This is a genomic window from Acinetobacter sp. X9 (assembly GCF_054889255.1).
In genome coordinates this window covers 2,169,429-2,195,581 of record NZ_CM142679.1, presented here as the reverse complement: position 1 = coordinate 2,195,581, position 26,153 = coordinate 2,169,429, and the positions used below count along the sequence as shown (strand labels likewise).

Genomic DNA, 26,153 nt, shown 5'->3' with positions numbered 1-26,153 from the left:
TTGTTTTTGTATTATGTGAATAATCATTATTTTGTTCCTGTTATTAAAGTTCAGGAATTATTAAGTGAGCACACAAGAACTCGATCATAACCATCGTTATGAAATTAAATCTCCCGATGATGTTTCACAATTAATTTCAAAATTTGCAGGGAAGGGTAAATCGAATAAAGTTATTTGGTTGGCACTGATTGGTGTGTTTATTGATGCCTATGATTTAACAACGCTGTCCTTTGGTATTGAGCAAGTTATCTCAGAGTTTTCTTTAAGCCCTGTGATGACTGGTGTGGTGGCTTCAGCAATTGTCTGCGGAACCATTGTGGGTAACCTGATTGGTGGTTGGCTGACAGATAAAATTGGCCGTTATCGGGTCTTCATGGCGGACATGGTGCTGTTTGTCATTGCGGCAATTGTCGCAGGCTTTGCACCGAATGTATGGGTTTTGATTTTAGCCAGATTTATTATGGGAATTAGTGTTGGTATTGATTTGCCTGTGGCAATGTCATACTTATCTGAGTTTTCCAAATTTAACGGTAGTAGCAACAAGGCAGCGCGTTTAGCCGCATGGTGCCCAATGTGGTATGCCGCTTCTTCGGTGTGTTTTGGTCTAGTTCTGGCGCTTTATTTTCTTTTACCCCCTGAGCATAGCAATTGGCTATGGCGAGCATCTTTAATTTTTGGAGCAGTGCCAGCGTTACTCATTATTTTTATTCGGGGTAAATATTTAACTGAATCACCAATCTGGCTTGCAAACCAAGGTGATTTAAAAGGCGCAGCTAAAGTTCTACAAGAATCCTATGCAATTCATGCAATCGCTACAGTTGAAAAAGTAGAAAGAACTGCTGAAAAGAAAAAGCGCGAGGGGTTTGCGGTTTTATTTAATAAAACCTATTTGCCAAGAACGATTGTGGCAATTGTGATTCACATTTCGGTGGCATTTCAGTACACGACCATTGCTTTCTTTTTACCTTCTATTTTAACGCGTTTCTTTCATACCGATGTCTTGACGACCATTACCACCACGCTTGGACTTAATTTACTATTTGCATTTACGGGTGGGTTGTTAGGGGTATTTGTTGCCAGCAGATTTAAATCTCGTCATGTATTGCTTACAGGCTTTTTACTCCAGTTTATTGCCCTGATTGCCTTGGCATTCATTGGTGAACCCGGTAATAGCTTTTTACTCTACACCGCAATTGGCATGCTCGGTTTGTGGCTTTTTGCTGAAGGTTTTGGGCCAGGTGCACAAATGATGGTTTATCCAACTATGGCTTATCCAGCTTCGATTCGTGGTGTTGGTGTTGGCTTTAACCGTGCGGTAACGGGCGTTGCTCAAGCAATTGCTTTGTTTGTTTTACCGATCTGGATGGCGGGATATAAAACCGACGTTTATCTGATTATTTCTATCTTTGCGTTTATTCCTTTAATTGTGATTGGACTACTGATTAAGTTTGAGCCTACCGCCCAAGATGTTGATGTTATTGATGAAGATAAAACAGAACTTCCTCTCAATAATTCACCAGTAATTGACTAGAGTGAAATAGATATCTAAATAAAAACAAAGGCCAACATCTGTTGGCCTTTGTTTTGGAGTTAGAAGTAATAAGCAAAAATTACAAACGCTTTTTTATTCCATTTATCATTGCTTCCGCCAGCCGCAAGGCCTTCACTGTCTCCTAGATATGGATCGTGTTTACCCATCAGCAACTCCGCTTGTACTGTCAATTTTTGATAGTTAAAGGCAATGCCGGGAATAAAACGGGTGGAGTCTTTAAAGCCATCTTGCTCTTTTCGATAAGAACTATAATTTAGGTAAGGACGAACAGAGGTAATGGGGCCAAACTGCTGAGGAAATAAATAGCTCAGTTCGGCTGAATAAATCTGACCTTTGGTTGCCGAGTTAAATGAATAATCGAAACCGCCCAAAGTCAGATGATCTTTATATTGGGTGTCGGCATTATCAATGTCTTGATAACCAGCCAAAAGCTGTAAATTCCATTGGTTATAATTGGTATTGCTAAAAACTGAATAGACTTGGCGATCGCCATCTTGCCCTGAACGCTTATTTTCAATGGTGGAGTACCATGCAGAGGCGCCCAATTGGGTAGAGAAATTTTCTTGGCCTAAGACATTTTTAAAGGTATGAGCACCGCGAACTACAATCGAGTTCTTTTCTTTAGTATTGGTACCTTGTGGTACAGAGTCATCCGCATTGACAGGGTTGATACTAAATCGACTCGAGTCTTTGCTTTTACCTCTATAGGTGCCACCATCGGTAGGATAAAAAGCGAGTTGTGCTTCATTGACTCCATCATTGAAATCATATTTCACCCCAAGGTTGTGTACATCTTCCCAACCAGCACTATTGGCAATGCCTAAATAATAAGTATTTCCCCAAAAGCGACCCAAGCCAAAAGGAACGGGGTTTAAGCCAGCAATAATTTTACTGTTGTCATTAATTTTATAACCCATCCATGCATCGGTAAGCCAGTTGGCATCGCCTAAACGTCCATAATACTCATAAACCCGATAATCTAAATGACCAATCCATTTCGGAGAGTTATAGTCCAGCCATAATACTGCGTCATTAAAAGAAAATTTACTGGTAGTGGGATCAGAGTCAAAATCATAAACATATTTGGCTCGAACAGTACCGCTTACTTTAAGTTGACCTTCTTCAGCATTGCCAAAGGTAAGGGCTGCATGACTTGAGAGGCTGAATGTAAGCAAAGATGTTGTAATTAATGTTTTTGTCAAAATTTGAGAATGTTTAAACAAAAGAATTTTTCTCCTCTTAAAAATAAAAATTAAATTTGCGTCATGTATAAACCAGAAAAAGATTTGTCTAAATCTTAATATTTGCAGAAGATTCAAGATAAAAAGATAATAAAATCTGTTCTTTATATAAAAGAATGAAAATTAATGAGATGCAAAACTCTGGATATAAAGACAAAAATAAAAATGATGAAATGAGTAGGATAAAATACTTAGAAGATGTGTGTCAGCCTTTTCACATCTTATCTTTTGTGAATATCGTTTTTAATTATTGATATATAAGTAATTTAATTTTACCGCTAATCTGTAAGTTTGCTTGAAATTTGCTTTTTACCAAAAGATAAAAACTTATATGAAAAAGTTATTTATAAAAACCAGATAAGCAACTCATATTTTTTTATTTTTCATTATAAGGCCAGCTGCATACCATGAGCTTATATTATTGAAAGATCATGAAATTATGAGCACGAAGACCAAACCGTTGATTATCACGGCAATTGTGGTTGTAGCAATTGTTGCATTTATCGTATGGCAAAATAAGAAAGATAATAATACGGGTGCTTCAGTTCGTGACAACAAACCTGTCGTGATTGCTTATCAAACCGGAGTTGACCCAAGCAAAGTTGCACAGGCGAATGGAGACTATGAAAAACATAGTCAACGTACCATTCAATGGAAAAAATTTGATGCGGGTTCAGATGTTGTAAATGCACTTGCTTCAGGTGATGTGGTACTGGGCAATATTGGATCAAGTCCACTTGCTGCTGCCGCAAGCCGTGATTTACCGATTGAAGTATTCTTAATTACTTCAAAACTTGGTGGGTCTGAAGCACTCGTGGTGAGTAATAAATCAGGCATAAAAAGCCCTCAAGATTTAATTGGCAAAACCATTGCTGTACCATTTGTTTCAACAACCCATTACAGCCTTTTGTCTGCACTTAAACATTGGAACATTCCAGAAGACAAAGTAAAAATTATTAACTTGCGTCCACCTGAAATTTCAGCTGCATGGGAACGTGGTGATATTGATGCTGCCTATGTTTGGGAACCTGCTTTAAGTAAAGCCAAAGCATCTGGTACGGTTTTAACTGACTCGAAACAAGTCGGTGAATGGGGTGCCCCAACTTATGACTTATGGGTTGTGCGTAAAGATTTTGCAGAGAAAAATCCTGACTTTTTAAAAGCTTTTGTGCAAACCACACTTGAGCAGCTTGAAAAATATAATCAAGATCCAGCCGCTTACGTTAAAGATGCCGATAACGTGCAAAAAATTGCCCAGCTCACAGGTTCTGATCCAAAAGATATCCCGCTTTTATTAAGTGGAAATATTTATCTTGATCATGCTCAGCAAAAACAAACGTTAGATGGTGAATTTGCGCAAAATATTTTTGATACGGCGAAATTCTTAAAAGGTCAGGGCAAAGTCGATCAACTTAAAGCCGATTATAAAGGCAATGTGAATTCTTCATTTTTGCAGCCTTAAGGAGTTGTCATGAGTGTATTAGAAGCCAAACATATTCATCTGACTTTTCCTAAACAGCAAAAGCCAGTTTTACAAGACATTAACCTAACGATTGAAGAAGGTTCTTTAACCGTAATTTTGGGCGAGTCTGGTTGTGGCAAAACAACCTTGCTTAATATCTTGGCAGGCTTTCAAAAGCCGAGTTCAGGTGATGTGCTTGTAAATCATGAAGTGGTAACTGGACCAGATGTAACTCGCGCTGTTGTATTTCAGGATCATGCCTTACTTCCTTGGTTGAATGTTGCAGATAATGTTGGCTTCGCTTTGCAGTTAAAAGGTTTAAAGCGTGCAGAGATCGAGAAACAAGTGAGTGCAATTTTAAAAATTGTGGGTTTAAGTCACGTTGAAAAAGCCAATATCTGGGAACTTTCCGGTGGTATGAAACAACGTGTTGGTATTGCCAGAGCTTTGATCAGTCACGCGCCGTTTATTTTATTAGATGAACCTTTTGCCGCATTAGATGCTTTTACGCGTGAAAACATGCAGCAGTTAGTGCTCGATTTATGGATTCAACAAAATAAAAGCTTCTTTTTGATTACTCATGACATTGAAGAAGCATTATTGCTCAGCAATCAGTTAGTACTGATGACAGCGCATCCGGGCAAAATTGTAGAAACTCTACATCTCGATTTTGCTAAACGATATCGTCAGGGCGAGTCTATTCGTTCGATTAAGTCGGACCCTCAATTTATTCAGCTCAGAGAACAGCTGTTTGAAAGTTTAAGGGCACAAAAACAAAACGGTAAGGAGGCGTTACCTACATGAATACTAAAGATAACGTCTATGAATATGACAAAGCAGAGCTAAAACTTAAGCCAGATGTACAAACAGAAAATGCTTCATTTCTATCGTCATTTTTTGAGAAGCATCGAACTTTGGCAGTCAGCATAATTAGTGTGGGAAGTGTGGTTGCACTCTGGTTGCTCATTACTGCTTTGCATGTCGTACCTGAACTGTTTTTACCGAGCCCACAGGCAGTCTGGCAAAAATTTATATCGGTCAGCCAAGAAGGCTTTATGAAGGCGACTTTGTGGCAACACTTGGCCGCTAGTATCTCGCGTGTGTTTTTAGCTTTGATTGCTGCCGTGGTGATTGGCGTTCCGCTAGGCTTATGGATGGGTCTGAACAAATGGGTTCGTGCTGTTCTAGATCCTTTAGTTGAATTATTACGTCCAATTCCGCCGTTAGCTTATTTACCCTTACTCGTAATTTGGTTCGGTATTGGCGAAACCACAAAAGTACTTTTGATTTTCTTCTCGATTTTGGCGCCTGTGATTATTAGTAGTGCGCATGGCGTGTTAAGTCATCAGTTGAATCGTGAACGTGCTGCATTGTCGCTAGGGGCAAGTCAGTCACAAGTCTTTTGGCATGTCATTTTGCCAACAGCTTTACCTCATATTATTACCGGTATTCGTATTGGTCTTGGGGTTGGTTGGTCAACATTGGTTGCAGCAGAGTTGGTTGCAGCGGACCGCGGTATTGGTTTTATGGTGCAATCGGCAGCGCAGTTCTTAATTACCGATACGGTGATTCTGGGCATTATTGTGATTGCGATTGTCGCAGTTAGTTTTGAGCTGTTTTTACGTTGGTTACAAAAACAGTTTTCTCCTTGGTATGGTCAGCAGTTGTAGTAAAGAAGATGAATACAGAAGTAGCAAACTTAAATATTGAAGTGATCAAGCCTACCATTGGCGCAATTATTCACGATATTGATTTGAATGCGTTAAATGAACAGACAACGCTACAAATCCAGCAGGCTTTGCTTGATCATCAGGTTATTTTTTTTCGAAAGCAACAATTAGCGCCGCAAGCACAAGCAGACTTGGCACGCAGTTTTGGTAGCTTACATGTGCATCCGATTTATCCGTCAATTGAGGATGTACCAGAAGTGATGGTACTCGACAGTTGGAAACAAGACTTACGTGACAATGAACTTTGGCACACAGACGTGACTTTTAGTAAAACCCCGCCTTTAGGTTGTGTATTGCAAGCCATTAAAATTCCACCTGTAGGAGGCGATACATTATGGTCGAGCAACACAGCAGCTTTTAAAGGACTGCCGCTTGAGTTACAGCAAAAACTACGTGGCTTAACTGCAACCCACGATATTCGTAAGTCTTTTCCACTTGAACGTTTTGCCCATAACGAAGAAGAGCGTGAAAAGCTGTTGCAAACCTTTAAGCGTAATCCTCCAGTGGTTCATCCAGTGGTGCGTACCCATCCGGTCACAGGCGAGCCTTTGTTGTTTGTAAGTGAGGGCTTTACCACTCGCATTAATGAGTTACCTGAACAAGAAAGTGAGCAATTACTTAATTTCTTGTTTGAGCATGCGACCCAAGAGCAGTTTCATTTACGCTGGAAATGGCAAGACGGTGACGTCGCGATTTGGGATAACCGTTGCACACAACATAAAGCATTATTTGATTATGGCGATGCCCATCGAATTATGCACCGTGCAACTATTAATGGCGATGTGCCATTTTATAAAGAAGAACAACAGCCAGAGTTAGCAGAGGCTTAATTCCTTTAATTATTCTTTGTTTCAATTCCAACGTAGCGTTTTGAGTTGGAATTGAAACAGTAAGTTATCTCTATTGTGTTCCAAAACCCGACAATATACCTGCGTAGTTTTTTACAGGAGGTGGGGCCCAATCACCGACTTTGCTGGTTTTTAAATTTAATTGAACTAGCATTTCAGCTTGTTTAACGGCTGCAGCAACGCCGTCAATAACGATTACGCCTAACTCGTTTTGTAGCTTTAGACACAAATCACTCATACCTGCACACCCTAAAACAATCGCATCGCTTTTATCTTCAGCGAGTGCTTTTTTGCATTCATCTCGTATGGTTCGATAAGCATCTGAGTCAGGAAGCTCCAATTTTTCAACGGCAATGTCACAAGCTCGAACATTTTTGCAAAATGGCGTAGCCCCATAGCGTTGAGCCAGATGCCAGCTCATATTCACTGTGCGTTGTAAGGTTGTCACCACACTAAAACCGGTACTGACATAACTTGCAGTTCGCATAGCTGCTTCGGCAATCCCAATCACAGGTGCCGAAGTGATTTCACGGGCGGCATAAAGCGCAGGGTCACCAAAACAGGCAATGATATAGGCATCTACATTTTGCTGTTCACCTTGGCGAATTTCCTCCAGCACACCTACAGCACTTAATACTTCATCATAATAACTTTCAATTGTTGCAGGGCCCATTTGAGGACTCATAGCAATAATTTGAGTATCAGAATTTGCGACTATCTTGGCTGATGCAGCAATTTTGTCAGTCATGCTTTGAGTAGTATTGGGATTAATAATTTTAATTTTCATTGTACTTTTACCTTAGTCATTGCCGATTTAGCATGGGCAAGCGGTTGGTTAAGAAATCGGTAAATGACAAAACCGAATCCCATCCCAATAAACCATGTGAAATTAGCAAGCCCCGACAGTTGTGGTAAAAGTACGCAGAGAATAGGAATTAATGAAGCAGGAATTAAGGCATAAAAGGCAGAGTGGTTATAACCATTTTTATACCAATACAAGCCTTGAGCATCTAAAGTATATAGATCATCTATCACGATTTTTTGTTTTTTAACGAGGTAAAAATCGGCGAGCAATACACCAAAAAGTGGACCGATAAATGCACCTAAAATATCAATGGTGTAATGGATCACTTGAGGGTTATTAAATAAATTCCATGGAGTAATGAAAATTGAACCTACTGCTGCAATCATTCCACCCATACGCCAACTAATTTTGCTCGGTGAAACATTAGAAAAATCAAAGGCAGGTGAAACAAAGTTAGCGACAATATTAATTCCAATAGTGGCAATCATTAAGGTCAAGCTGCCTAAAATCACCACAAAGGTGTTATCAAGTTTTCCAACCATCTCGACAGGGTCTGTAATGAGCTTACCGTAGACTGGAAGCGTTGCCGCAATACATACCACAGTAAGTAAAGAAAAGCCTAAGAAATTAATTGGTAGTCCAAGAAAGTTGCCCATTTTAATAGCATTAAAACTTTTGCCATAACGAGAGAAGTCACCAAAGTTCAGCATCGGACCTGAAAAATATGAAACAACAAGCGCAATAGCACCAATCATGACTGGTACAACCGCAAAACCGTCGTATTGAACACCGCTCAAGTTTAAATCAATATTTTGCCAGCCAGCTTTCCAGATGAGCCATACTGCCATCGCAAACATCACAACGTAGACAGCCGGACCTGCCCAGTCAATAAACTTACGAATGCTGTCCATACCAGACCAAAAAACAATCGCTTGAAGTAGCCAAAGCAGCATGAAGCCAACCCATCCTAAATAGGAAAGCCCGAGAAAGCCGTAATTTGAAACATTGGCATAGACTGACCATTCTGGAAAAAATTTTAAAATAACCAATAAGAAAGCACTTGAGGCCAAATAGGTCTGAATGCCATACCATGCAACAGCAATAAGACCACGAATAACGGCAGGTATGTTTGCACCAAGCACACCAAAGGTTGCACGGCAAATAACCGGATAGGGCGTGCCAGTTTGTTGGCTAGACTTGGCAATCAGATTTGTAAAAAACTGAACTATTGCAATGCCGATGAGTAAAGAGAGAAGTACCTGCCAGCTGTTCAGCCCAAGAGCAAAGAGACTTCCGGCCATGACATAGCCACCGACACTATGAACGTCCGACATCCAAAAGGCAAAAATATTATAAGCGCCCCAAGTTTGCTTTTTTAAAGGAGCTAGGTCTTGATTTGTTAGCTTTGCATCATAAGAAGGTTTAATTATTGCTTCGGTATTATTCATCTTGAACACTCACTTCCCTATGTTGGGCGGGCACATTCTTCAGCAGCTCGAAACTCTGGCTAAAGAATGAAGTTAAAATTGTGCACAATGTGTTATTTTAATTGTGCACAATTCTATTGAGCAAAAGTTGTGCCAAATTCGGGGGTAGCATTGATGAGATTGTTTAAACTGGTACGGAATTTGGATATAAAGAGACAGCTTTATAAAATGAGAAGAGATTAATTTTTATAAAAAGTACATAAACTTAGTTATATAAGCTGATATTTTAAGGTTTATTTTTGAATTGTTCAGTAGCACATAGATGCTGTGGAAATGAGAGTAATATTCCCAAAAGGTTAAGTTAAACTTACACTACAGTTATTAGATAAAGTTTTAAAAAGAGGAGGCGTTAATACAAATGGAGAAATCAATGCCATCGAATGCACTAAAAAAAACCGTAGAAATGAGCAATGATGAAATTGATGACCATATATATAACGCTATTGTTGATGCCATTTTAAATAGGCAACTTACACCTGGGGCGCGTTTGGTTGAAGCACCCCTATGTGAGGCATTCGGTGTAACGAGGGGAGTCTTAAGACGTGTTTTCGTAAAACTTGCCCATGATAAGGTCATCGAAATTCAGCCCAATCGTGGGGCACTCATCGCAAAACATAGTGCTCATGAAACAAAAGAAGTCTTTGAAGCACGCAGCATGCTTGAAATTGTCACTGTAAAAAAGTTAGCTCAAAAGTCTCATCACTTAGATTTTAGTGAGCTTCGCGCCTTAGTCGATCAAGAGTCGCAAGAGCGATTAGCTGGTAATTGGGCTGAGTGGATTAAGCTATCAGGACAATTTCATTTGAAATTGATTGAAGCAAATCAGAATACGATCATGACTAATTATTTGCAGACACTTATTGCGAGAACTTCGTTATTAATTGGGTTATATGAAATTCCAAAACATAATAATTGTTCTGCAGATGAACACCGTGCAATTTTAGATGCAATTGAGCAAGGTGATGAAAAACGAGCAACTCAATTGATGGAAGAGCATTTAGAACACTACGCGACGACATTTATTCAAGAAGACAGCACAGCGTCAGCAGAACAAAATTTATTAAATTTATTTAAAAATAAGAAGATCGAAACGATTCAAACTAACTGAAAACCATGGGCCAATTCCAATGGAAAAGGCCCAGACCACTTATTTTATAGGAACGATTTGACGTGTTAGAAAATCAATAAATAATTTTACTTTCTTCGATAAAATCTTACGGTTTGGCCATGTGACATATAAGTGAAGCGGCTGACTAGTGTAGTCCTCCAAACATTTCTGTAATTTACCTTCTTTGTAGTAAGGCTCTGCAATAAACTCTGGAAGAAAGACAATACCATGATCTTTTAGACACATATCTAATAATAATTCACCATTATTACAGGTCATCACAGGGAAGCAATTAAAAGACACTTCTTTTTGATCTTTTTGGAAAATCAATTTCTTATGTCGGCTATCCTGATAATAAATTAGAAACTTATGTTCTTTAAGTTCTTCTAATGAATCTGGTAATCCATGCTGATTAAAATACTCAGGTGTTGCATACAAATATCGTTGATAGGTATTTAATATTTTACTATTTGCCAAATTTGGAGGAGAGCCATCAACACGAATTGTTAAATCAAATTTATTATTATTCATGTCTAATAACTGATCTGTCATGAACAAATCAATTTTGATACTAGGGTATTTTTCAATAAAGTCTGAAATTATATTTTGAAGAAAAATATTGCTAAAAGACATGGGGGTATTGAGCTTGAGTTCACCTTCAGGGTACTGCTGATTGTAGTTAATTTCATAGGCAGCCCATTCAAACTCACTTAAAATGACTTTGCTATGTTGATAAAACTTTTCTCCACAAGAGGTGAGGTTCATCTGTCTTGTGGTTCTGGTTAATAGTGTAGTTTTTAGGTCATTTTCGAGGTAGCAAACGCGTTTAGCAACCAAGTCACGAGAGATATCGAGTGCTCTGGCTGCACTACTAAAATTACCATGTTCTACGACACTTACAAAAGTGGAAATACAGTCTAATCGATCCATGGATAAGCGAAAGTTAAAAAAATATATATCAATGATTAAACTATAAAAATTAAAAAGCAATCATTGTTTTTATTGTATTCATGCAGGATACAGATTCGTGCTGATTTGCTGTCTATGCTTTTACATTTTTATCTGTTTTGATAATGACCAGTAAGCAATTTTAATGCATTACTCATAAGGAATAATGGAGTTTACCCATGAATAAGTCACTTTTAGAACAACTTTCACCAACGAATTGTCAGGTTATTTTTATTGATCACCAGCCACAAATGGCTTTTGGTGTGCAGTCAATAGACCGCCAAGTATTAAAAAATAATACTGTAGGGTTAGCAAAAGCAGCTAAAACGTTCAATATTCCTGTCACCATTACTACGGTTGAAACTGAAAGCTTCTCTGGTCATACATATCCTGAGCTTTTAGATGTATTTCCTGATGCTCCATTATTAGAACGTACTTCAATGAATTCATGGGATGATCAAAAAGTACGTGATTCACTTGCAAAAAATAACCGTAAGAAAGTGATTGTTTCGGGTTTGTGGACTGAAGTGTGCAATAACACTTTTGCTTTTGGTGCCATGCTTGAAGGTGATTATGAAATTTATATGGTTGCGGATGCTTCTGGTGGTACATCGAAAGAAGCACATGACTATGCCATGCAACGTATGATTCAAGCGGGTGTCGTTCCTGTAACTTGGCAACAAGTGTTACTTGAATGGCAGCGTGATTGGGCACACCGTGATACTTATGATGCAGTTATGGCAATTGTACGTGAGCATTCTGGTGCTTATGGTATGGGCGTTGATTATGCTTATACGATGGTACATAAGGCTCCTGAACGTATCACATCAAAACACGAAGTACTTGCACCAGTTCCTGCAAAATAAAATAGTACTTATTTAGGTAAAGGCATATCTAGTATTCAATATTGAAGTGATATTAATACGGATATGCCTTTATTTTTTAGAACGATAATTCACAAGAATGGAGTTCAGAATGACCGAAATAAACCTCATACTTAAAAACGGTAAAATCACCACACTAGATCCTAAAAATCCAGAAGTACAAGCAATTGCCATAGCAGATGGTAAAGTCGTACGCACCGGCACAAATGATGAGATCATGAAGCTGGCATCAGCGACGAGCAAAGTTGTAGATTTAAATGGTCGTCGCGTTATACCAGGTCTAAATGACAGTCATCTACATATTATTCGTGGTGGCCTGAACTACAATATGGAACTGCGTTGGGAGGGTGTGCCATCTGTAGCGGATGCACTACGCTTACTCAAAGAACAAGCCGATAATACTCCAGCCCCACAATGGGTTCGCGTAGTAGGCGGTTGGACGGAATTCCAGTTTGCCGAAAAGCGTTTACCGACTTTAGAAGAAATTAATAAAGCTGCACCAGATACTCCTGTATTCGTCTTACATCTATATGCCAGTGCTTTGTTGAACCGAGCTGCACTTGATGTATTAGGCTTTAACAAAGATACACCTGACCCACCTGGCGGCAAGATTGTACGAAATGAAAAAGGTGAGCCAACAGGTCTTTTGCTCGCTACGCCATCGGCTATGATTTTGTATTCGACCTTAGGGAAAGCACCGAAATTGCCAGTTGAAGATCAAGTCAATTCAACTCGACATTTCATGCGTGAATTGAATCGGTTGGGTATTACTTCAGCAATTGATGCGGGCGGTGGCGGTCAAAACTATCCTGAAGATTATGATGTGATTAAGCAATTGCATGACCAAAACCAAATGACAGTGCGAATCGCTTACAACCTATTTGCTCAAAAGGCAGGCCAAGAGCTTGATGACTATCGCCGTTGGACTGAAATGACATTTCCGGGTGATGGTGATGAGCTGTTTAGAATGAATGGAGCAGGTGAGAACCTGACTTGGTCAGCGGGTGACTTTGAAGATTTCTATGAACCACGTCCAGATTTACCAGACAAAATGGAAGGTGAACTAGAAGCTATTGTAGAGCACTTGGCTGAAAAGAAATGGCCATTCCGTATTCATGCAACCTATGATGAAAGTATTAATCGTTTGCTCAATGTATTTGAGAAAGTAAATTCAAAACAGCCTTTTGCAACTCGATTTATTATTGACCATGCCGAAACTGTATCTGAGCGTAATATTGAACGTATAGGTGCGTTGGGTGGTGGTATCGCCATTCAACACCGTATGGCCTACCAAGGTGAGATTTTCGTAAAACGCTATGGTGCCGAGGCTGCTCAGGCAACGCCACCAGTTAAGAAAATGTTAGAACTTGGTGTTCCTGTTGGTGCGGGGACAGATGCGACTCGTGTTGCCTCTTACAATCCTTGGGTGTGTTTGTATTGGCTAAGTACTGGTAAAACAGTCGGTGGTTTACCACTCTATGATGAAAAAAATCTATTAGACCGTCAGACAGCACTCAAACTCTGGACTAAAGGTTCGGCTTGGTTCTCTGGTGAAAAAGATGTTAAAGGCTCATTAACAGCAGGAGAACTTGCTGATCTTGTGGTATTGTCCGATGACTACTTTAAAGTAGAAGCTGAAGATATCCAGTGGATTGAGTCTGTACTTACTGTCTTAGGTGGCAAAGTGGTCTATGCCGGGGCAGAGTTTAAGCACGACGATCCGCCGTTACCACCAGCTTCACCAACATGGTCACCAGTAAAGCGCTTCGGTGGTCAGTGGCGTTTATCTGAAAACCGTAATGCTCCTTCTAATCAATCATTACAGTCACAAAGTGCTTTGTGTGCATGTGCTAGCAGTTGTGGTATGCATGGGCATAGCCATGCTTGGATGCTTGATGTTCCTGTAAATGATAAGGACAAAAAATCTTTCTGGGGCGCACTTGGGTGCTCGTGTTTTGCATTTTAAATAAAACAGTATGGAAACCTGCTTCATTAAATGGCTTAATTCTCTAAGGTATGTACGATGAAAATGTACTTGTTATCTTTGGCTGTAGGGTTGCTTGTTGGTGTCTTATATTATGTTCTAAATGTTAAGTCACCAGCTCCACCTCTTGTTGCATTAGTCGGTTTATTGGGCATGGTGATAGGAGAGCAACTTCTTCCTTTCATTAAGTCTTATTTTTAACCTGTTTAATTCAAAAAAGCTAAATGGTGTTATGCCATTTAGCTTTTTATATTAATAAGTATCTTTAATTACTTTATACGATGACCTTGCTCATCAATGATCACTTCGCCATCTTCTTTTGCGAAATAGCCTAAGTTTTCTACATCTAAAATATCAAGGACAATTTCAGAAGGGCGGCAAAGTCGTGTTCCTTTTGGTGTAACCACGAAAGGACGATTAATTAAAATTGGATACTCCACCATAAAATCAATTAACTGTTCATCAGTCCAGTGACCTTGTTCCAACTCTAAATCTTTGTATGGATCAACATTTTTACGAATTGCTTCACGTACAGTTAAGTTTGAATCCTGAATGAGTTGTACCAGTTCAGCTTTCGTTGGAGGCGTTTGTAAATATTCAATAACGATAGGTTCAAGGCCTGCATGATGAATAAGCGCTAATGTATTACGTGAGGTTCCGCAAGCAGGGTTATGGTAAATCTTCACAGGATTTGTCATGACGAATTCACAATAAGTTGAGATATTGCATTTATATATGGATATGCGTATATTTGCAATAACAGATATTAAATGAGGAGCTGACATGGTCAACCAAGTTGATTTTTTTAAGTGTCTATCCGATTCAACACGACTAAACATTCTAAAACTTGTGTTAAATCAACAAAAAATTTGTGTTTGTGATTTGACCGAACAGCTTGATTTAAGCCAGCCGAAAATTTCAAGACATTTAGCATTGCTACGCACACATGGCATCTTACTTGATGCACGACAGGGACAATGGGTTTATTACAGTTTGAATCCCAATTTACCTGAGTGGGCTGTCGACGTTTTAAAAATTATAGGCGTGCAAGATGAAGATTCGATGAAACACCAATCTTCACAGTTTTCTTCTATTTCTACCTATTGTGAGTGAGGCCATGAAATTTTTATTTTTATGCACTGGAAACAGTTGCCGTAGCATTTTGTCAGAAGTTTTATTTAACAGCCGTGCACCAGAAGGTTGGAAAGCTTATAGCGCTGGTAGTAAACCATCAGGACAGGTACATCCATTAACCATTGAAACACTTGAAAACTTAAGTCTTTCCACAGATGGATTATGGAGTAAAACTATTGATGACTGTGAACAATATCAACCGGATGTTGTTATTACAGTCTGTGACTCCGCTGCACAAGAAGCATGCCCATTATATTTAGGTGGTGCGATCAAAGCACACTGGGGTTTAAGTGACCCATCTCACTTAGATTTGCCGAAAGAAGAAAAGCTTAAAGCATTCCAAGAGACCGTAGCTCATATTAATCGTCGTTTAGATGCATTGTTTGCACTTGATGTTGCGAATCTAAACCGTTCACATTTAATTGCTGAGATTAATGAAATCTCTCATATTGAGTAAGAGAGCAGACATGACTAAGCAAAAGCTTTCCTTTTTAGACCGAAATCTGACGCTTTGGATTTTTATAGCCATGGCCTTAGGCTTGGCTATTGGAGTTTTCTTTCCTCAGGCCTCGGTTTCTTTGAACCAGATGAGTGTGGATAACGTTAATATCCCAATCGCAATCGGCTTAATTTTGATGATGTATCCACCTTTAGCAAAGGTTGACTACGCTACGTTACCAGAAGTATTTAAAGATAAGAAAACTTTAACTTTGTCATTGGTTCAAAATTGGTTGATAGCTCCAGTTTTAATGTTCGCACTTGCGATTGTTTTTCTGCATAGTTATCCAGAGTATATGACTGGTCTTATTTTAATTGGTTTGGCACGTTGTATTGCAATGGTTTTAGTTTGGAATGGTCTTGCTTGTGGTGATAACCAATATGTTGCAGCGTTGGTTGCATTTAACAGTATTTTCCAAATCTTATTTTTCAGTACCTATGCATGGTTATTCTTAACCTTTTTGCCGCCTTATTTTGGTGTGGCAGGGCAAGTCATTGATGTGAATTTCTGGACTATTACACATGCGGTTTTGGTGTACTTGGGTATTCCATTTTTGATGGGGTTCTTGACGCGTTTGATTTTAGTCAAGTCGAAAGGTTTGGAATGGTATCAAACTAAATTTTTACCAAAAATTAGTCCGATTAGTTTAATTGCTTTACTTTTTACCATCGTGGCGATGTTTAGCCTAAAAGGTGGTGATGTAGTGAGCTTACCTTTAGATGTATTACGTATTGCAATCCCACTGACGATTTACTTTGTGGTGATGTTCTTCATTAGCTTCTTTATGAGTAAACGTATGGGGAATAACTATCCACGTACCACTGCTATTTCGTTTACTGCGGCTGGTAACAATTTTGAGTTAGCTTTAGCGGTTGCCATTGCAACATTTGGTTTGGCATCACCTGTGGCATTTACCACAGTGATTGGACCATTGGTTGAAGTTCCCGTTTTAATTTCACTCGTTACCGTTTCTCTTTGGTTAAAGAAAAAGTATTTCTCAGATGAACAGTCTTAATAATGATTTATCAAATGTAGCATTAGATCTTCTTGATAAGCCTACATTTGAGCAAGTGCAAGCACAGCAGCTTGAGCATCCACCTCGCATTTTATTGCTATATGGTTCTAATCGTGAACGTTCTTATAGTCGTTTTGCTGTGCTGACTGCTGGTCGAATCCTTGAATACCTAGGTGCTGAAGTCAAAATCTTTCATCCTAAAGGTTTACCTTTACCTGAGGATGCAGGAACTGATCATCCGAAAGTTCAAGAATTACATGCGCTTTTGGCTTGGGCAGAAGGTATGGTCTGGTGCTCACCTGAACGTCATGGTGCAATGAGTTCAATTTTAAAAGCCCAGATTGACTGGATTCCTTTGGCAGCCGGAGCAATCCGTGCAACTCAAGGTAAAACCTTAGCAGTCATGCAAGTTAGTGGTGGTTCGCAGTCATTTAATGCGGTCAATCAAATGCGTATTTTAGGGCGTTGGATGCGCATGATTACCATCCCAAATCAGTCTTCGGTTGCTAAAGCTTTTTTAGAGTTTGAAGAAGATGGCAGTATGAAACCATCCTCTTACTATGACCGAATCGTTGATGTTATGGAAGAATTGTATAAGTTCACTTTATTAACACGTGGGCAAAAACAGTATTTGACAGATCGCTATTCTGAGCGCAAAGAGTCGGCAGAAGAGCTGTCAAAACGAGTAAATCAAAAATAAACAGTTTCATAAAAAAGTGCTCCACTCGGGGCACTTTTTATTGCTTAGCTTTTACACTCAGGCCATTGTGGGCAAAAGTTTTTGTAATAGTTCAATAAAATTTGAAACTTTGGCAGAGCTTTCATTTTCTCTTGTAATCAAGTAAATAGGCGCATTCATTTTTATTGAATCATCAAAATCGCGATACACAATTTCATGTTCCCAAAAGTTATGCATTGAGGCTGGCACAATCGTTATACCAATTCCAGCAGCAACTAAATTTAATGTTGCAGTTGGCCGAGGTGCTTCCTGAATAATGCGTGGACTAAAACCTGCTTGGTAGCAACTATATAAAATATTGTCATATAGACCTTGTCCTGAAGAACGACGGTATAAAACAAAATTTTCATTTGATAAGTCATTTGAGCTAATTTTTTCTTTTTGTGTAAGTGGATGGCCTATAGGCAATGCCACCATCATTGGCTCATCTAATATATGAAGATGTTTTAATCCGATGTCACGGCTGATCGGTGCTCTTAAAAAAGCAATATCAAGTTTCTCAGAGATTAAACGATCTAATTGTTTTTGACTGCCTGCTTCTTCAAGTTTGGTTTGTACCTTGGGATATATTTCTCGATATGAGCGCAATACTAATGAAATGAGCGGATGCAAGCCCGCAGAACTTGTAAAACCAATATTGAGTTGACCAGTTTTACCTTGGCTAACATCTTGGACTAATTTCGGAATATGTCTGGCATGTTCTAATAAAAGTTGTGCTTCTTTAAATAAGGCTAAACCAGCCTCAGTTGGTTCAATTCCTCGAGGCTGGCGAATAAGTAATTGTGTGCCAAGTTCTTCTTCGAGTTTTTTAAGTAAACGCGTTAGAGGAGGCTGTTGAATAAACAATCGGTTTGCGGCATGCGTAATATTCCTTTCTTCAACTACCACAACAAAGGCATGGAGCTTATGTAAATCGAGCATAGGAATACCTTTATGGTATGGTTAATGAAAATAAAAGCATTTGTAGATATATCACAAAAGTATCATTCTATCTTGGTCAGATAAAGTGAAAAGTAACGAAAATGAACCATGTTGAGATTGCTGTACAGAAGGAGAGTGTCCCGACCTGCACAGAGTTATTTTTAGGTTTTTTAACATTAGGTTTAATTGGATTCGGTGGCGTGCTGCCTTTAGCCCGTAAAGTTATTGTAGAGCAGAGACAGTGGTTAAGCCCTGAAAAATTCACTGAGTTACTTGGTCTGTGTCAATTTTTACCAGGCGGCAATATTATTAATTTATCGGTTGCGATTGGCATGGAGTTTCGCGGTGTTCGTGGGGCAGTGAGCTCACTCATTGGTCTGATCCTTGCACCTACGATAATTGTTGTACTTTTACATTATGTTTATGAGCAGTTCCAAGACAATTTAATGGTTAAGCATCTTTTTGAAGGTTTAGCTGCTGCGGCGGCTGGGCTACTAGTTGCAACAGGTTTAAAAATGCTTAAGCCATTGTTACGTAATCCATTAGCGATTTGCGTAGTGGTTGCTGCAATTATCAGTATTGCTTTTCTAAAAATCTCTTTACTAGTGACTATGCTGATTTTGTTGGCATTTTACTCGGCAATCATTTGGAGACGTGTGTAATGGGCGCAGTTCTACTTACTTTAGCGATCATTTTTACTCAATTGTCTCTTATTGCATTTGGTGGTGGAAATACGATTTTGCCTGAGATGCAACGCCAAGTGGTTGATATTCACCACTGGATGACGGCACAAGAATTCAGTGCATTGTTCGCCATGGCCCAAGCTGCACCCGGTCCGAACATGATGATTGTACCGTTGGTGGGATGGCATGTAGCAGGGTTGTCAGGTCTACTTGTAACATCTACCGCTAAATTTTTACCTTCATCTCTTATTACTGTATTTGTGATGAGAGGCTGGTCAAAATTTAAAGATAAAAAATGGAGACGTGTTTTACAGCTTGCTTTACAACCTGTCACTGTGGGAACTGTACTTGCTAGTGCTTGGATTATTTCTGAGGCAGCGGCAATAAATACGTTACTCATTATTATGGTAGTCATTGCGACTTTATTATCTTTAATTAAAAAGGTTCATCCTTTACATGTCTTGATTGCTGGGGCTGTATTTGGTGTGGTCTTACTCTAGTTTAACCAGTTTGCCGACCTGCGCTGGATGAGTTCAGGTTGGTTTTTTTTAATGAAGTAAATAATTGAATCTAAAAAACCGATCAAATATATAAAAACATACTGTTTTACCTATTTTATGTTTTCACGTACTATGCATCTATTGAAAGAATTTGGATGCATTGGAGTAAAAACAGATGTTAGATCAAAACATTAAAACTCAATTAAAAGCTTACTTAGAACGTCTAGAAAGTCCAATCGAATTAGTTGCTGCCTTAGATGAATCAGATAAAGCTGCTCAAATTAAAGAGCTGGTGAGTGAAATCGCTGAGCTTTCTGACAAAGTGACTGCCCGTTTTGACGGTAACAATACACGTCGTCCAAGCTTTGGTGTGGCTAAAGCAGGTGAACAACCTCGTGTGTTCTTTGCTGGTTTACCGATGGGCCATGAGTTTACATCTTTGATCTTGGCGTTGTTACAGGTGTCTGGATATGCACCTAAAGTGTCAAATGAAGTGCTTAACCAGATTAAAGGTTTAAACCTTAAAGCAAACTTTGATGTGTTTGTATCACTCAGCTGTCATAACTGTCCGGATGTGGTACAGGCGCTTAACCTGATTGCGATTTATAACCCGAACACTACAGCAACCATGATTGACGGTTCATTCTTCCAAGACGAAGTGGAACAACGCAAAATCATGGCTGTACCAATGGTATTCCAAGACAATGAACACATTGGTCAAGGTCGTATGACCCTTGAAGAGATTGTGGCAAAACTTGATACCAACTCAGCTGAAAAAGATGCAGCAGCACTGAATGCCAAAGATGCTTTTGATGTGTTGGTGATTGGTGGTGGCCCTGCAGGTGCAACAGCTGCAATCTATGCTGCACGTAAAGGTATTAACACGGGTATCGTGGCTGAACGCTTCGGTGGTCAGGTGATGGACACCATGGACATTGAAAACTTCACGTCTGTGCAAAAGACTCAAGGTCCTAAGTTTGCTGCCGAGATGGAAGCACATGTCCGTGAATACGATGTCGATATCATGAATCTGCAACGTGTCAGCAAAATCACGGGTGCCAACCAGACTGCAAATGGCTTGGTTGAAGTTGAACTTGAAAACGGTGCCAAACTTGAATCGAAAACTGTGATCCTTTCAACAGGTGCACGTTGGAGAGAGATGAATGTACCGGGTGAGCAAGAATACCGTACCCGTGGTGTTGCGTACTGCCCACACTGTGATGGTCCGTTGTTCAAAGGCAAACGTGTTGCTGTGATTGGTGGCGGTAACTCAGGCGTAGAAGCTGCAATTGATCTTGCAGGGATTGTTGAGCATGTAACTCTGGTTGAGTTCGATACCAAACTTCGTGCAGACCAAGTCTTGCAAAACAAATTGCATAGCTTGCCAAACACAACTGTGATTATGAATGCCTTAAGTACAGAAGTGTTAGGTGATGGCTCACAAGTGACTGGTCTTAAATATAAAGACCGTGCGACTGATGAAGAGCATGTGGTCGAGCTTGCTGGGATCTTTGTCCAGATTGGTTTATTGCCAAACACTGACTTCTTGAAAGACAGTGAAGTTGAGTTAACCAACCGTGGCGAGATTATTGTGAATGACCGCAACGAAACCAATGTTCAAGGTGTATTTGCTGCCGGTGACTGTACGACTGTACCTTACAAGCAAATCATTATTGCTACAGGTGAAGGTGCTAAAGCATCACTCTCTGCGTTTGATTACATCATCCGTTCTGGGCAATAAAATTTAAGTCCAAAACGAAAGAGCCAAAGGATAACCTTTGGCTCTTTTTCTTTTTATGGTTTATATAAACCGTGTTCGACTAAATGCTCTCGTAAAATACGACGTAACTCTAATACAGCTTGTGGTGTCAGTTGGATTGAATGACCACCTGGAAGAACTTTCTCAGATTTTGCACCTTCTAAGTGAGCACTCTTAAAAGGGACAATACCATCGGTAATCACATTTGGATCATCACTCTTGGTGATGTTACCCATAATAGAGTGGAAAACTAATCCTTGGTGTGGATTAATATTTTTAGTCAGCTCCATAAATTTAGATTGATGACTTAAATCGCTTGGTCCATTTTGAATCAAACCATTATCAATATTACTCAAGAAATCCTTAACATCTAAATTTTCGGTTGTTAGTGACGTGGCAACAGCCGACAAAAATGCACCGGGTAAACGAATAATTTTACGCGCTGCTAAAGTAAACCAGCGATCAGCATAATCTGTACCGCGATGAGGGGAAGCCAAGAAGATCGCACGATCAAAATTATTGATCGAATGCATTTGCAATCGTTCAGTGACCATTGGATGTTTTTTAAAGCGGTTTTGCTGACGGATCGTCATTAACTCTAAGGCAGGTTTAGTAATATCTCCATCACTGACCAGTAAACGGCTGATAATGCCTCCCATGCTATGTCCAACAAGAACAGCATCATGTGCGGCAGAGTCACTTGGGTTTAGTGAACTAAAAGCTTGTTTAAGCAGAGCATAAATCTGGAAACGGCTTTCTAAAATTGGCATGTTAGTCGAATAAAAAACTTGCCAAACTTGATAATTATCTCTTAAAACCGTATCGCCCATAACATCATTGGTGAGTGCAATCCACGCTTCGGGACTACTGGCTAAGCCATGTACTAACACAATAATTTTCTTATTGGGATTGTATGGTTCAAGCATGTAGAGATGCGGCATAGTTAAATGCTGATCGCGGTCAATCAGAGTTAAATAAGCTGCGACCCCTAAATTATTTTCGGCCAACCATAGACCGTAAGGCGCAGAAAAGTTAGCAGCTAGAGGATATTGTTTCCCCGCTACATTAATATTATCTGTTCGATAAGGATCATAAACTCGGATCACGAATTCTGGATTATTAATGATTTCTTCGATGGTAGTCGCATGTTTGGGTTCAGCGACAATAGTCGCAGCTAAGTAGCGTGCATGATGAATATTTGGATTAACACCATTTTTATAATTGTATTTAAGTGGATCTAAAATATATTCATTAATATCTTCTTTTCCTGAGCTAGGAAAAACAGCAACAAATTCAGATCCAAAACCATCACGGCGGTTAATGGTTCTTAAGCCTGAAAAATTTAAGTTATAACTCGAAATTAATTTTTCTAATTTTTGGCCTGATAGTTGTTTATGAAATTCAAAATCAATTGAGTAAACACTTTTACCAATATGAATTTGTGGTTCAACAACATTTTTCTTTGGATGTCTTAAGTCATAAACACCGACCATTTTGGCGATTGCTTGATTATAGAAATCGCGAATTTGAACTTGTCTATTATCGAAAATACGGTCATTAGGCTTACGTTTTGTGGAAAATAGATAGGCATAGCTATAGCGAATACTTTTATCTAATAGGCTCAATTGCTGGTCTAAGCAATCATCATATCTATTTAGAATATTCTTTTGTTCTTCTTCAGATTTATGTTTAGTAAATCTACTTACTTTACAGTCAGATGTATCTGATAAAGCCATTGCTTTTGCGAGATACATTTCGCTTGCTGCTGATAAGAACTGTTCATCTAAAATTTGAGGAAGGTTTTTGAGTTGATTTACACAGGTTTCAGGTGTATCTGTACAAACTTTAGCTTCCTGACCAGACATTGATAAAACATTCAGACTCGCTTCGCTGAGTTTATCTTGGGTAAGAATACTATTACGTTCATTTGCAATCGTTACATTCAAAGCTTGCTGTTTAACATTTACGACCTGACAACCACTCAGAATTGAACCGAGTAGTATGACCGTCAACAGTGTTTTGCTTCTTTTTATTGAAAACATTATGGTCAAAATATAGTGGGTCAATGGTAGGTAGATCATACAAATTTTAAAATGTTTTTCAAATGATCAAATATAAAAAAGGGCTGTCAAAACAGCCCTTTTTTATAGAATTAAGCTTATTTTTTAGGTGCAGCAGGAGTAGTTGCTGACATTGCTGGGTTAGTTAAAACTTGCCATACGTTCCAACGACCTTGTTTTTCAATTTCTTGAATTAAACGGTCAGCAATTTCCGCTTCGTCTGGATATTTAACTTTATAGTTCTTTAACGTCTGGATCGCGTTTTTCTTTTGCTCCATTGCAATATAGTTATTTGCAGCAGCTAAATATGCTTCTTGAACATTACCTTTAATGGCTTTGTCTAAGTATGGAATCGCTTCACGTTGACCGCCACCTTCAGATAAACCAAAACCGAACCAGAAATTTGTTTCCGCATCATCTGGATTAATTTTTAAAAGTCTTTGAGCATATTCTAAAGATTTAGTGGTATGAACAGTACCTAAATCAAGGTTACGCGCAAGAACACTTGCTTTAAAAGCACGAATTAAAATATCAAATGATGCATTTGGATTTGCAGCAAGTGTATCAAGTTGTTGTGTTACTTCTTTAAGTTTACTTTCAAAGCCTTTACGTTCTTGACGGTCAGTAAAGCGAGGTGGGTAGTGACGTGCTTTACCTTCTACTAACTGTAAAAAGTCATCAATAGTAGTCACGTCAATTTCATTTTCACCTGCTAAAACTGCGTATTTCATTGAACGTTGTGAATTATTGACAGTCGGGACGATCAGTTTATTGACGTCGAGAGTAAGCTGTTTGGTTGGATCATCTTGACGATTAACGACCATTTTGGTTACAGGCTGTGCAGCAGCGTCTTTTAATGCAACTTCAAATGCCGGTGGCTGATCATAGTTAAAAGGGTTTAGCGCATAAAAAGGAGGAGTAAGCTCTGGTTCCTTGAAAACAAAAGGCTCAATTTTTTGTTGTTTTACGGGTGCCATTGTACAAGCGGTTAAACTTGAGGTCGCAAGGATTATATATGCCAAAGGCTTAAAATTCATAGGATCTTCCGTTCATTTTAGTAAAGTCAGATTTGGTACAGGTAAGTCTAGAAAAAGCTAAACAGACATGCAAGGGTAAGCGTGTTACATTATGAATCAAGAATATTACGTTTTTGATGTCTTATCTTGCGCACCGCATTCGCGACGGACTTCTTCAATAATTTTCAGTTCTTCATCACTAAAAGGCTGTTCATCCTGACTTTCTTTTTTGAAGCTCGGATCTAGCTCTGATAAACGCTGGCATAAATTATTCATACGCGTTTCATTATGCTGAATACGATCAAGTAAAACGCGCATACCCTCTAAAATAGGGTCTGACTGATCAGCAGTTGTCGCATATGGAGCGAAACCAATACTTTGCGCATAATCACGGCGACGTTCTTCATCTTTATTCTTGTCAGGTGCATCTTTATAAATATAGCGGGCAGGGTTTCCTACAGCGGTCACGCCAGCAGGGACAGCTTTAGTCACTACAGCATTTGAACCGACTTTAGCGCCTTTGCCTATGGTAAATGGACCTAAAATTTTTGCACCCGCACCAACAACAACGCCATCTTCTAAAGTTGGATGTCGCTTACCTTTATTCCATGTTGTGCCCCCGAGGGTAACACCATGATAAAGCGTAACATCATCACCAATTTCAGCAGTTTCACCAATCACAACACCCATACCGTGATCAATAAAAAAACGTTTACCGATTTTGGCACCTGGATGAATTTCAATTCCTGTTGCAAAACGGCTAAATGAAGAAAGAAGGCGAGCCGCTCCTTTACAATCTTTTTGCCATAATTCATGTGCGACACGATGCATCATAATCGCATGAATGCCAGGGTAGGTCGTGAGAACTTCGAGTGTATTGCGGGCAGCAGGATCTCGCGCAAATACAGCCTTTATATCTTCTTTCAGCTGTTTAAGCATTGGGTTGATCCTCCTTTTCAGATAATGCTTTTTTCCATTTACCACTGGTTAGGGCTTGTACACGACTAAAAATACCGCGAAGTAAATGATATTCCATACGATCTAATTGTATACGACCAAATAAACGACGCAAGCGTAAAGGTAACAAACGTGGATTATCTGGATCTAAAAATTCAATTTCAGTCAGCATTTTCTCTAGATGAGGATAAAACTCTTCCATTTGTTGTTGAGTCACCAATGGTTCATCCCATTGCATGCTTTGACCTTGGACTAATGGCATTTCATCTGTATCTTGATCCACGTTTTGTTGTTCTAGAGCAGACATGCGAAGTTCGTAACATACGACTTGAATTGCTTGCGCAACATTTAATACGCCATAGTCCGGATTTACAGGAATTGTTAAATGATAATTTGCCAGTGCTAATTCTTCGTTGGTTAAACCACGATCTTCACGGCCAAAAACAATCGCAATTTGTTGTCCTTGAGTAGTGGCTTTAATGGCTTCTTTAGCTGCAGGTCGTACATCAAGTAGAGGCCAAGGAATAGTACGGCTGCGTGCACTTGTTCCAAATACTAAATGGCAATCTTTAATAGCATCTTCTAAGGTGTCGACAATCTCAAGATGTTCAAATAAATCCTGGGCACCAGCAGCAAGCGCTTGTATGTCTGGGTGAGGATATGTTTTAGGTGCAACAAGAACTAATTTAATTAGCCCCATTGTTTTCATGGCACGTAAAGCACTGCCAATATTGGCAGGCAAGGTAGTGTTTACCATGACAATACGCACTTGTGCTAATTGTTTTGACACAGTGTTGTGATCAAACGAACTCATAAGATTT

The 26,153-nt window shown here is 39.2% G+C and carries 26 protein-coding genes; 16 read left to right on the top strand and 10 right to left on the bottom strand.

Going from position 1 to position 26,153, the window contains the following annotated elements; genetic code table 11:
* Positions 1–64 precede the first annotated feature (64 nt).
* Entirely contained in the window at positions 65–1,531 is a 1,467-nt protein-coding gene (locus ACYU0V_RS10460; protein WP_263613502.1) for an MFS transporter, read from the top strand.
* A gap of 59 nt (positions 1,532–1,590) precedes the next feature.
* On the opposite strand, the gene ACYU0V_RS10455 is transcribed toward ACYU0V_RS10460, so the two are convergent.
* Complete coding sequence (locus tag ACYU0V_RS10455) at positions 1,591–2,775, bottom strand: hypothetical protein (protein WP_461847346.1); 1,185 nt, start codon at positions 2,773–2,775, stop codon at positions 1,591–1,593.
* A 439-nt stretch (positions 2,776–3,214) separates the two neighbouring features.
* Here ACYU0V_RS10455 and tauA point away from each other — a divergent pair, with 439 nt between their 5' ends.
* The 4 genes from tauA to tauD are packed head-to-tail and all read left to right on the top strand — an operon-like array spanning position 3,215 to position 6,815.
* Positions 3,215–4,255, top strand: coding sequence for a taurine ABC transporter substrate-binding protein (gene tauA, locus ACYU0V_RS10450; RefSeq protein ID WP_025469831.1), 1,041 nt, complete (start codon positions 3,215–3,217; stop codon positions 4,253–4,255).
* 9 nt (positions 4,256–4,264) lie between these two features.
* Positions 4,265–5,059 carry a taurine ABC transporter ATP-binding protein gene (locus ACYU0V_RS10445; protein WP_005069761.1) on the top strand — a complete coding sequence of 265 codons (795 nt, stop codon included), beginning with the start codon at positions 4,265–4,267 and terminating at the stop codon, positions 5,057–5,059.
* Positions 5,056–5,925 (top strand): taurine ABC transporter permease TauC, encoded by an 870-nt coding sequence (gene tauC / locus ACYU0V_RS10440; protein ID WP_005069758.1) that lies wholly within the window; start codon positions 5,056–5,058, stop codon positions 5,923–5,925. Before ACYU0V_RS10445 ends, tauC begins: the two co-directional genes overlap by 4 nt.
* 8 nt (positions 5,926–5,933) lie before the next feature.
* Entirely contained in the window at positions 5,934–6,815 is an 882-nt protein-coding gene (gene tauD / locus ACYU0V_RS10435; RefSeq protein WP_005069756.1) for a taurine dioxygenase, read from the top strand.
* Between the two features lie 70 nt (positions 6,816–6,885).
* Here tauD and ACYU0V_RS10430 read toward each other — a convergent pair whose 3' ends face one another.
* Positions 6,886–7,620 (bottom strand): aspartate/glutamate racemase family protein, encoded by a 735-nt coding sequence (locus ACYU0V_RS10430; protein ID WP_461847345.1) that lies wholly within the window; start codon positions 7,618–7,620, stop codon positions 6,886–6,888.
* Positions 7,617–9,086, bottom strand: a complete 1,470-nt coding sequence (locus ACYU0V_RS10425) for an NCS1 family nucleobase:cation symporter-1 (protein ID WP_461847344.1) — start codon at positions 9,084–9,086, stop codon at positions 7,617–7,619. Before ACYU0V_RS10425 ends, ACYU0V_RS10430 begins: the two co-directional genes overlap by 4 nt.
* A gap of 397 nt (positions 9,087–9,483) precedes the next feature.
* On the opposite strand from ACYU0V_RS10425, the gene ACYU0V_RS10420 reads away from it, so the two are divergent.
* Entirely contained in the window at positions 9,484–10,233 is a 750-nt protein-coding gene (locus ACYU0V_RS10420) for a GntR family transcriptional regulator (protein WP_461847343.1), read from the top strand.
* A 39-nt stretch (positions 10,234–10,272) separates the two neighbouring features.
* Here the strand turns inward: ACYU0V_RS10420 and ACYU0V_RS10415 are convergent, their stop codons facing one another.
* Positions 10,273–11,163: a LysR family transcriptional regulator gene (locus tag ACYU0V_RS10415; protein ID WP_461847342.1), complete on the bottom strand. Its 891-nt coding sequence runs from the start codon at positions 11,161–11,163 to the stop codon at positions 10,273–10,275.
* Positions 11,164–11,360: 197 nt separating this feature from the next.
* Between ACYU0V_RS10415 and ACYU0V_RS10410 the strand changes: the two genes are divergently transcribed.
* From ACYU0V_RS10410 to ACYU0V_RS10400, 3 genes are all read left to right on the top strand, one after another.
* Entirely contained in the window at positions 11,361–12,047 is a 687-nt protein-coding gene (locus tag ACYU0V_RS10410) for a hydrolase (RefSeq protein WP_071210368.1), read from the top strand.
* Between the two features lie 109 nt (positions 12,048–12,156).
* The gene (locus ACYU0V_RS10405; protein WP_461847341.1) at positions 12,157–14,031 is read left to right on the top strand and encodes an amidohydrolase; all 1,875 of its coding nucleotides are present in this window, start codon (positions 12,157–12,159) and stop codon (positions 14,029–14,031) included.
* A gap of 57 nt (positions 14,032–14,088) precedes the next feature.
* Entirely contained in the window at positions 14,089–14,250 is a 162-nt protein-coding gene (locus ACYU0V_RS10400; RefSeq protein ID WP_000784879.1) for a DUF1427 family protein, read from the top strand.
* A gap of 68 nt (positions 14,251–14,318) precedes the next feature.
* Here ACYU0V_RS10400 and arsC read toward each other — a convergent pair whose 3' ends face one another.
* Entirely contained in the window at positions 14,319–14,747 is a 429-nt protein-coding gene (gene arsC / locus ACYU0V_RS10395) for an arsenate reductase (glutaredoxin) (protein WP_262441202.1), read from the bottom strand.
* An 85-nt stretch (positions 14,748–14,832) separates the two neighbouring features.
* Between arsC and ACYU0V_RS10390 the strand changes: the two genes are divergently transcribed.
* Genes ACYU0V_RS10390 through arsH form a run of 4 tightly spaced genes read left to right on the top strand, consistent with a single transcriptional unit; the run spans position 14,833 to position 17,397 of the window.
* Entirely contained in the window at positions 14,833–15,162 is a 330-nt protein-coding gene (locus tag ACYU0V_RS10390) for a metalloregulator ArsR/SmtB family transcription factor (RefSeq protein ID WP_005069740.1), read from the top strand.
* A 4-nt stretch (positions 15,163–15,166) separates the two neighbouring features.
* Positions 15,167–15,640: an arsenate reductase ArsC gene (locus ACYU0V_RS10385; RefSeq protein ID WP_282463068.1), complete on the top strand. Its 474-nt coding sequence runs from the start codon at positions 15,167–15,169 to the stop codon at positions 15,638–15,640.
* A 10-nt stretch (positions 15,641–15,650) separates the two neighbouring features.
* Positions 15,651–16,697 carry an ACR3 family arsenite efflux transporter gene (gene arsB, locus ACYU0V_RS10380; protein ID WP_086266135.1) on the top strand — a complete coding sequence of 349 codons (1,047 nt, stop codon included), beginning with the start codon at positions 15,651–15,653 and terminating at the stop codon, positions 16,695–16,697.
* Positions 16,684–17,397 (top strand): arsenical resistance protein ArsH, encoded by a 714-nt coding sequence (gene arsH, locus ACYU0V_RS10375; protein ID WP_005069734.1) that lies wholly within the window; start codon positions 16,684–16,686, stop codon positions 17,395–17,397. The genes arsB and arsH overlap by 14 nt, the downstream gene beginning before the upstream one ends.
* A gap of 57 nt (positions 17,398–17,454) precedes the next feature.
* Here arsH and ACYU0V_RS10370 read toward each other — a convergent pair whose 3' ends face one another.
* Positions 17,455–18,357: a LysR family transcriptional regulator gene (locus ACYU0V_RS10370; protein ID WP_068564295.1), complete on the bottom strand. Its 903-nt coding sequence runs from the start codon at positions 18,355–18,357 to the stop codon at positions 17,455–17,457.
* Between the two features lie 101 nt (positions 18,358–18,458).
* Here ACYU0V_RS10370 and ACYU0V_RS10365 point away from each other — a divergent pair, with 101 nt between their 5' ends.
* From ACYU0V_RS10365 to ahpF, 3 genes are all read left to right on the top strand, one after another.
* Positions 18,459–19,019, top strand: coding sequence for a chromate transporter (locus ACYU0V_RS10365; protein WP_001017026.1), 561 nt, complete (start codon positions 18,459–18,461; stop codon positions 19,017–19,019).
* Complete coding sequence (locus ACYU0V_RS10360) at positions 19,019–19,540, top strand: chromate transporter (RefSeq protein WP_000501457.1); 522 nt, start codon at positions 19,019–19,021, stop codon at positions 19,538–19,540. Before ACYU0V_RS10365 ends, ACYU0V_RS10360 begins: the two co-directional genes overlap by 1 nt.
* Positions 19,541–19,715: 175 nt before the next feature.
* On the top strand, positions 19,716–21,281 hold the full coding sequence (ahpF, locus tag ACYU0V_RS10355) for an alkyl hydroperoxide reductase subunit F (protein ID WP_032003458.1): 1,566 nt from the start codon (positions 19,716–19,718) through the stop codon (positions 21,279–21,281).
* Between the two features lie 53 nt (positions 21,282–21,334).
* Here ahpF and ACYU0V_RS10350 read toward each other — a convergent pair whose 3' ends face one another.
* From ACYU0V_RS10350 to ACYU0V_RS10335, 4 genes are all read right to left on the bottom strand, one after another.
* Positions 21,335–23,341: an esterase/lipase family protein gene (locus ACYU0V_RS10350; RefSeq protein WP_461847323.1), complete on the bottom strand. Its 2,007-nt coding sequence runs from the start codon at positions 23,339–23,341 to the stop codon at positions 21,335–21,337.
* 116 nt (positions 23,342–23,457) lie between these two features.
* Entirely contained in the window at positions 23,458–24,396 is a 939-nt protein-coding gene (locus ACYU0V_RS10345) for an ABUW_2363 family tetratricopeptide repeat lipoprotein (protein ID WP_032062442.1), read from the bottom strand.
* 105 nt (positions 24,397–24,501) lie between these two features.
* Positions 24,502–25,314 carry a serine O-acetyltransferase gene (cysE, locus tag ACYU0V_RS10340; protein ID WP_017403186.1) on the bottom strand — a complete coding sequence of 271 codons (813 nt, stop codon included), beginning with the start codon at positions 25,312–25,314 and terminating at the stop codon, positions 24,502–24,504.
* Entirely contained in the window at positions 25,307–26,146 is an 840-nt protein-coding gene (locus tag ACYU0V_RS10335; RefSeq protein WP_461847320.1) for an RNA methyltransferase, read from the bottom strand. The genes cysE and ACYU0V_RS10335 overlap by 8 nt, the downstream gene beginning before the upstream one ends.
* Positions 26,147–26,153: the final 7 nt, after the last annotated feature.